This is a genomic window from Pseudomonas sp. S60, assembly GCF_016647865.1.
Taxonomy (GTDB): Bacteria; Pseudomonadota; Gammaproteobacteria; order Pseudomonadales; family Pseudomonadaceae; genus Aquipseudomonas; species Aquipseudomonas parafulva.
In genome coordinates this window covers 116,699-124,021 of record NZ_JACVVH010000009.1, presented here as the reverse complement: position 1 = coordinate 124,021, position 7,323 = coordinate 116,699, and the positions used below count along the sequence as shown (strand labels likewise).

Annotated in this window: 6 protein-coding genes; 2 read left to right on the top strand and 4 right to left on the bottom strand. The window is 52.9% G+C overall.

The features are described from left to right. The first annotated feature begins 407 nt into the window (after positions 1-407). Entirely contained in the window at positions 408-1,499 is a 1,092-nt protein-coding gene (locus tag IAE33_RS07010; protein WP_201162933.1) for an IS630 family transposase, read from the top strand. A gap of 368 nt (positions 1,500-1,867) precedes the next feature. Here IAE33_RS07010 and IAE33_RS07005 read toward each other — a convergent pair whose 3' ends face one another. From IAE33_RS07005 to IAE33_RS06995, 3 genes are all read right to left on the bottom strand, one after another. Then, positions 1,868-3,109 (bottom strand): OprD family outer membrane porin, encoded by a 1,242-nt coding sequence (locus IAE33_RS07005; RefSeq protein ID WP_201162932.1) that lies wholly within the window; start codon positions 3,107-3,109, stop codon positions 1,868-1,870. 109 nt (positions 3,110-3,218) lie between these two features. Next, on the bottom strand, positions 3,219-3,680 hold the full coding sequence (locus tag IAE33_RS07000) for a MarR family winged helix-turn-helix transcriptional regulator (RefSeq protein WP_157973387.1): 462 nt from the start codon (positions 3,678-3,680) through the stop codon (positions 3,219-3,221). Between the two features lie 53 nt (positions 3,681-3,733). Further along, entirely contained in the window at positions 3,734-5,170 is a 1,437-nt protein-coding gene (locus tag IAE33_RS06995; RefSeq protein WP_201162931.1) for a sulfatase-like hydrolase/transferase, read from the bottom strand. Positions 5,171-5,302: 132 nt separating this feature from the next. Here IAE33_RS06995 and IAE33_RS06990 point away from each other — a divergent pair, with 132 nt between their 5' ends. Then, the gene (locus IAE33_RS06990; RefSeq protein WP_236404037.1) at positions 5,303-6,214 is read left to right on the top strand and encodes a formylglycine-generating enzyme family protein; all 912 of its coding nucleotides are present in this window, start codon (positions 5,303-5,305) and stop codon (positions 6,212-6,214) included. A 33-nt stretch (positions 6,215-6,247) separates the two neighbouring features. On the opposite strand, the gene IAE33_RS06985 is transcribed toward IAE33_RS06990, so the two are convergent. Further along, positions 6,248-7,315 carry an ABC transporter substrate-binding protein gene (locus IAE33_RS06985; protein WP_201162930.1) on the bottom strand — a complete coding sequence of 356 codons (1,068 nt, stop codon included), beginning with the start codon at positions 7,313-7,315 and terminating at the stop codon, positions 6,248-6,250. Between the last annotated feature and the right edge of the window lie 8 nt (positions 7,316-7,323).

Genomic DNA, 7,323 nt, shown 5'->3' with positions numbered 1-7,323 from the left:
GGAATGCTTTTCAAAAAGCGGGGGACACGACAACTACCCTGACACCGGGGGTGCTTTTTTGTTTGCCTTCAAATATAACAACTCCGTCCCGCAAAAAAATTTTATAGGGGGTGAAGGTTAAAGTCGTCGCCTTTTTGACCGTAATGTCGCATATAAGTAAGAAAATCGGGCTGAAAAGGCCCCACGGAGAGTGCGCCATCTCCCGGGGCACAGTAAGCGATTTGCTTAGATCAACAGGCTGTCGCTATCCAGAAGCCTAAGAACGAAGGGCTCATGACTCCGGGTCGAAGTCATCCTATCTGGCCACGAAAATACAGCAGGCAGCCCTCCTAGTGTCGTGAGCGGGTAGTTCGTTTTCTAACGCGCAACGGTATACTGTGCGGCCCTTACCCGAGCTGGTTATACGCATGCCTCGACCCATTGCTCCTTTTGCACTGCAACCCGCCGACGTCATCACGCTTCAAGGTTGGTTACGCATGAGTACGCTGGAGCAGTGCCTCGCTCAGCGGGCGCGGATACTACTTTTGCTTGCTCAAGGGGTGACGCCCTTGGCCATCTGTGATCAGTTACAGATCACGACACCAACGGTGTTCAAGTGGCGAAAACGCTACCTGGAGTCGGGTATCGACGGCCTGAGCGACCTGCCGCGTAGCGGTCAGCCCTTGAAACTGGGTGCTGAGAAAATCAAGGAAATCCTGACCCTGACCACTCACCGGGTGCCGAAAGAAGCAACGCATTGGAGCGTCCGGTTGATGGCCAAGTACGCGCGCGTTACCACCTGGCAAGTCCGGCAAATCTGGGCTGCCTCCGATCTCAAACCGCACCGATTAAAGACATTCAAGATCAGTAACGATCCGAACTTCGCAGAGAAGGTCATTGATGTCGTCGGGCTCTACCTCAGCCCTCCGGACAATGCCATGGTGCTTTCGGTTGACGAGAAAACTCAGATCCAGGCGCTGGATCGTACTCAGCCAATGCTGCAACTTCGGCCCGGACAGATTGAGCGGTGCACCCATGATTACAAGCGCCATGGCACGGCGAGCCTATACGCCGCGTTCGACATCATGACCGGTGAAGTAATGGGCCGGATAACCCAGCGGCACCGGGCCAAGGAGTTTCTGGATTTTCTCCGGCAGATTGATAACAACACACCTGCCGAGCTGGATCTCCATGTGATCCTGGACAACAGCTCGACCCACAAAACCGCTGCAGTCAAGGCATGGCTGGAAAAGCATCCACGCTTCAAGTTGCACTTCACACCGACCAGTGCGTCTTGGTTGAACGCGGTGGAGGGCTGGTTTTCACAACTGGAGAGACGGGCGCTGTATCGAGGTGTCTTCACCAGTGTTGCTGACCTAAAAGTCGCGATTCGCCAGTTCATTACTGCTCATAACGAGCACTCGGCCAAGCCATTCAAGTGGAGCAAGACGGCAGCGGCCATCATCAGCTCCGTACATATGGCAAAGCTGAGCGTGATAAAAAATAAGCTAATGAATTAAGCGCTCAGGGCACTAGCGGGCCGTCCCCCTGACCGGCTCTTCCAAAGTGATCAAAATGTTGCGAGACAATTAGCAGACCGTCTTTAGTTCGATACTCGATTCAGTGCCGCAACGGTGAGGCTGGAAGGTGTCGTTTACGATGATCCTGCCCCGACGCTTGACGCCCTGGCAGTCACAATGGAAATACCCAACGAGTTAGCATCGGTCGTGCGGTCATTAAGGCTGGAGCATCTAAACCAGGATCTTAGGCACGTCAACAGCCGATAGATGTCGCTCGCCATCCTGCGGTAGACAAAGATTTCAATGGCCATTGGTCAAAAGTGTATTCGACTCCTGCTGCCTCAGAGAGCGTATCAAGCCGTGCTCCATCAAAAAACATGCCAGGAATAATTGACATTAAAGCGAATAGTATCAGCATCCGATCCATACTTTTGTCTAATCGGTATGTAGCGCAGCTGTATCGCGAGGTTCTTCAAGGCCCCCGTCTGAAATACATAATCAGCAATAAAATCAGTTTCCGTCTCTTTGTCCCTCGCTAAGCCAGCTCCGCGATCAATCTGCGTGCCCTTGCTAAAGCGGGTAAAAAACCGACCTCCAGGCAGGCCAATTCCAGCCATATTGTAGACATGACGAATTGACCAAGAGTGCTCATTGGGTCGGATGAAGCCGAGTGAAGACCACCCTACCAAAGCAGTGACATCTGTGTTACCGCTGAGTAAAGGGTATCCCGTTTGTCCCAACATCCTCTGATACGTTGCTCCAATCAGATGGTTTCCCTGGGTAAGGCTTAGCCCGACACCATAGTTCCTATTATCGATATCCCCACCTCGACGATCTCCATCCGCGCGAAAATCGTTGAGTCGGACGTCAAAGCCCAGCACCTTCCCCTCACCAAAGTGTGTCCGGGTCTGCCCCCCCACATAACGCTGCTTATAAATATCATGCAAAACAGATTGCCAGTGGCTGAGTCTGAAATTTTGGCTTACATCGTAGTCAACGCCGAAGAAATCCAGCCCATCATCACTCGCACTTCCTTTGCTTTGATTCATCAAATATAGTTCTGCGTGCTCTGAGGACTCTCGGGTTACTTGAGACCAGAAGCGCCCTCCAGTGAGTGTCAGACCTTCCAGGTCGCGGTTCTGCACCACAGCACCTTGCGCCACTGACGGCAATTGTCGAGATGTCTCACTACCCATGATTGGATAATTGGGCTGCTGATCACCTATCCAAGCATCAGTCTGATTGTACCTAAGTTTGAGCGTCGCACCGGCCCTACCATAACTCGGCGTGGTCTTCTTTGAATCATTGCCAAACGGTAATGAGCCATCATTCCCCGAAGAGTCAAGGCGAAGTGCATACTGAGCATTGAGATCAAACCCAAGCGAAACGGGAGTGTCAGTGTATCCCGATGAGAATTTTCCTAGCACACCTTGCGACCAGCTATACTGTTTTGATACTGGCGCCTTATCATTTACGAAATTTCGATTCATGTAGAAATTTCTAAAGTCCAATACTAGCTTACTGTCATCGAACGTATCGGCAGATGCAGCTTGCGCAAGCAAAGGAAACACAAGCAGGCAACGTGTTAAAGATTGGAAGGTACGGTACATGTGAGTTCCAACGATGCCGCTCGCCAAACAAATTCCGGGCGAACGAAAGCCACCGACCTATCGGCCAGCGGCAATATTAAAAAATTAAGTGCTTACTATAGTTCCCGATCTAGTCGCCACCGAGGCGAACAATTATGTCGTTGACCGTATCGAGAAAAGCACCTTTATTAACGCCCCGCTCGACGAGCAAAGAATCCCAAGTCGCGGTGATAGTCGCGATTGCTAAGTTCAGCTGACGCAACCCTTCTTCTGTGATAGATATCGCGGCCAGCCTGCGATCCTCCGGATTCTTAGTTTTGCAGACGAATCCACGCTCATCAAGTTTCGAAATAGCGCGACTCAACGCTGACTGAGAAATCTTGGTGAAATCCGCGATTCCATTGACAGTTGACGGCCCGTTCTTCGCTAAGCAAAGGAAAATTCGCCAGTGAGAGATAGACATGTCGAATTGGGCAAGCTCGGAGGCAAGGAGCGATTGCGCGAGCCTGGACAAGACAGCCAACCGGTGTGGCAAGAACTCAGCAAGATTAAGGCCTTGCAGCTCATTGAGGATTTCATGGTTAGCAGTCATTGTCAGACTCATATCGGTCAAACTAGCCTTTATAGTGTGTTAGCCTTCATAACTCAACGCCCCTGTAAACCTACCTTGCGACGGAAACCCCCGTAATAGTTTGTCCAAGCTCTGGGCGGCAAACTGGCTTCCCATGCCTCATAGCGCGCTTTGAGGGCCTCGAAAACCTCAGGCTGCTCTGCTGATTGGTCGTTCAGCTCCTGTGGATCTGCTTCGAGGTCGAACAACATCGCGACCTCTTCGAGCGTCTCAAGATAGAGCTTCCACTTACCAACCCTTACTGCAGAATAGCCATCAAGTTTCCAGAAAAGGGCCTCATGGGGCGCATCCTCGACATTACCTTTGAAATACGGCAACAAATCTACCCCATCGAGGGGCTGCGAGCGTTCAGTCGAGACTCCGCACCCAGCTGCTACCGTCGGCAGAATGTCCAATGTAGAAGCTGGCTTAGAGAAAATGAGGCCAGCTGGAATCTGGCCTGGCCACTGCATGACGTATGGCATGCGAATGCCCCCTTCCCACGTAGAGAACTTGCCCCCAGAGAAAGGAGCATTGCTGCCCGGGCGGCTCGTGGCCGTGCCATTGTCACTCACAAACACCACGATGGTGTCGTCCTCAAGCCCATTTCTTCGAAGCGTTTCCAAAATCGCCCCTACGGCGTCATCCTGCGCCAGCAAGAGGGCGTTGTAGCCACGCACGGCGATGTTAGGGATCGTTTCCTTCAATGAATCGAAGTAGTGGCGAGGTACCTGAAGCGGAGGTACCGGCGAATTCATTGCGAAATACAGGAGGAAGGGTTCATCCTTGTTCTCGTTGATGTACTGCTCTGCCCGGTCTCGGAAGTAGAACAACAGGTACTGGTCGATATCGATAATTTCGCCGTTTTCGCGAATTTCATTCAGCCCCTCCCGTGTCCAGGCGGTGTCCGGTATTTCGTCGTGAAAGTCGACCTTGAGACTGAACATGTCTGGATCGTCAGGATTTGTAGATTGCAGGCTGGTATTGCCGTAAAACACTACCGAGTGATCAAAACCGCGATTCTGCGGGAGGAATTCTGCTCCGTGTCCCAAGTGCCACTTCCCGATCGCACCGGTTTTATAGCCAGCTGCCTTGAAGAGCTCGGCGATGTTTTTTTCCGACTTAGGGATTCCTCGTCGCAAAAACTCCGCCTCACCCTGTAGTTCCGCAAGTGAACCATCAGCGTTTCGAACAGGGTGCCGCTCAGGGAACGCTCCAGATGAAACCTGCTGCTCGAACCCAAAGCGCTGCTGGTAACGCCCGGTAATCAAGCCCGCGCGCGAGGGGCTGCACAGCGGAGCGGAGGCGTATCCGGCGGTCAACCTTACGCCTTTTTTAGCGATGCTATCGATGTGCTTGGTTTCTACAAGCTTGCTGCCGTAGCAAGACAGATCCCCGTAACCCATATCGTCCGCAATGATGATGACCACGTTGGGTCGTTTGGATGTAGGGGCGTCCTTTTCTTCGCTCATGCTTACCTCAGGTAGGTGACTATGAATACGGCGCTGTTAGGGCTTCAACCGCGACGGCCATTCCGCTATGTTACAAATATATGCAGATGCATATGCAAGTGCAAATAACTGTTTAGATTGAGGTTATTCGATATGACGCTAAGCGATGAGTTATCCAATTCTCGTGGGTCGACGGAGGGAATGTGCTTTATTCCAGCAGGCCGATTCCTGAAAGGCAGCGACAGTTTCTACCCCGAAGAGGCCCCTCGGCAGGAAAGGACAGTGGCCGCGTTCTGGATCGATCGCAGTCCAGTCACAAATCGGGATTTCGAAGCGTTTGTGGCCGCCACCGGTTTTGTCACCCTTGCCGAGAAAAACCCGACCGATGCATGTGACTCAAACCCGGGCGCGGGTTCAGCTGTTTTTGTTCAACCTACTGCGAACTCGGACACATGGTGGGAGTACAGCCCCGGTGCGTGCTGGAAGGCGCCATTGGGTATCGGAAGTAGCATTGATGACCTGCTCGACCACCCAGTCGTACACATCGCTTATGAAGATGCGCTTGCCTTTGCAACGTGGGCTGGGAAGACCCTGCCGACGGAAGACCAGTGGGAGTTTGCGGCACGAGGTGGCTTGGCGGACGCTGAGTACGCTTGGGGGGGTGAGCTAGCCCCAGGCGGCGCGATGATGGCCAACTTTTGGCAAGGCGCCTTCCCTCATGAAAATGAATTGACCGATGGTTGGCTGCGAACATCGCCTGTTGGCAGTTTCCCCTCTAACGGCTATGGCCTGGCCGATATGATTGGGAATGTATGGGAGTGGACGAGTGACTGGTGGAACATTCCCACCGCCCAGCCCATGCGATCATGCTGCTCGACAGAGGAAGTGCTAAAACGGAGAAGCCTTGACCCCTTCGACCCTGCGCCGGTGCCCAGGAAAGTACTCAAAGGCGGATCGCATCTGTGCGCACCTAATTACTGCAAGAGGTATCGACCCGCAGCGCGACACCCACAGTCAATCGATAGCCCCACAAGTCATATTGGTTTCAGGTGCGTGGTCAGCTGATAGATAGGGCCCCGTTCGGGGCCCTTCTACCCCCTATTGAGATATCGCCTTGACGATGTCAGCGCTAGGCAGAGCTTTGGCCTCGAGTAGTGGTCTTGTGTCAGCCCAATCTGCGGCATTGAACGACTTCCTGATCAAGCGCATTTCTTTGGCAAGCGATACCTGCTTATCTAACGATTCAATGAATGGCGCATCCAGATCTGGCTGAAGAATATCCCCAAAGCTCAGCGTGCCCATTGCGCGATCAACCTGTTCCTGCGTAAACCCGGATCGACGTGCAGCCTCGCTCAGGTAGACTTGACGGTTCGATGGAACGCTGATCCAGTCGTAGGCACCAGCGAAGACTCTCAGCAAGCGTCGAGTGATATCGGGATAGCTGGCCAAGAATTCTTTGCTCCCAACCAGAACGCTTTGTACGCCCCCTACTCCACCGAGATCTCCACTGGACAGTGCAACGTAGGCAAGCCCCTTGTCCTGCAGTTCGTACAAATTGCTTGACCCCCATACAGCATCAACCCGACCGGTGGAAAGTGCTGCAGTGGACGCGGCAAGATCCATGTTGACGACTCGCAGGTCACGCTCGGTCATCCCCACGGATGCCAACGCATTCACCAGAGACAAGTGGAAGATAGTGCCTCGAAAAACCGCAAGTGTCTTGCCTTTCAAGTCGTGCAATGACTTGACATCAAGTCCTTGCCGTACCCCTAGATAAGCATTCCCTTGGCGGCCAGTCGCCGCTAGGAGAGTGATATCCAACCCGTTTGCTTTACCAATGATCGCAGGAAGGTCACCGTAGAAAGCAAAATCTACCTGCTTGTTCGCCAAGGCCTCATTGATCGCTGGGCCGGCAGCTTTGAAAAACTGCCATTCCACCTTGATGCCATCCTCCTGAAACTCCTTCTCCAACAATTGCCGCCAGACAAGCACATCCGCGACACCACCGTTGAAGTGCTCTTTACCCCCGAGACCGTTGTCCGGAGCCGCGAGCCTAATGACCGTTGGTGGTGGCGCAGCAAACGCTACGGGAGAGAGCCAGCCGCTCAACAGGATGAGTAGGCTTGCGACCATTAGCTTTCTTGACTTCAACACATACTTTTTCATCGTCGATT

Bases quoted from the DNA above. Each gene is read 5' to 3' on its own strand.
- IAE33_RS07010 (WP_201162933.1), top strand. From the start codon at position 408: ATGCCTCGACCCATTGCTCCTTTTGCACTGCAACCCGCCGACGTCATC.
- IAE33_RS07005 (WP_201162932.1), bottom strand. From the start codon at position 3,109: ATGTACCGTACCTTCCAATCTTTAACACGTTGCCTGCTTGTGTTTCCT.
- IAE33_RS07000 (WP_157973387.1), bottom strand. From the start codon at position 3,680: ATGACTGCTAACCATGAAATCCTCAATGAGCTGCAAGGCCTTAATCTT.
- IAE33_RS06995 (WP_201162931.1), bottom strand. From the start codon at position 5,170: ATGAGCGAAGAAAAGGACGCCCCTACATCCAAACGACCCAACGTGGTC.
- IAE33_RS06990 (WP_236404037.1), top strand. From the start codon at position 5,303: ATGACGCTAAGCGATGAGTTATCCAATTCTCGTGGGTCGACGGAGGGA.
- IAE33_RS06985 (WP_201162930.1), bottom strand. From the start codon at position 7,315: ATGAAAAAGTATGTGTTGAAGTCAAGAAAGCTAATGGTCGCAAGCCTA.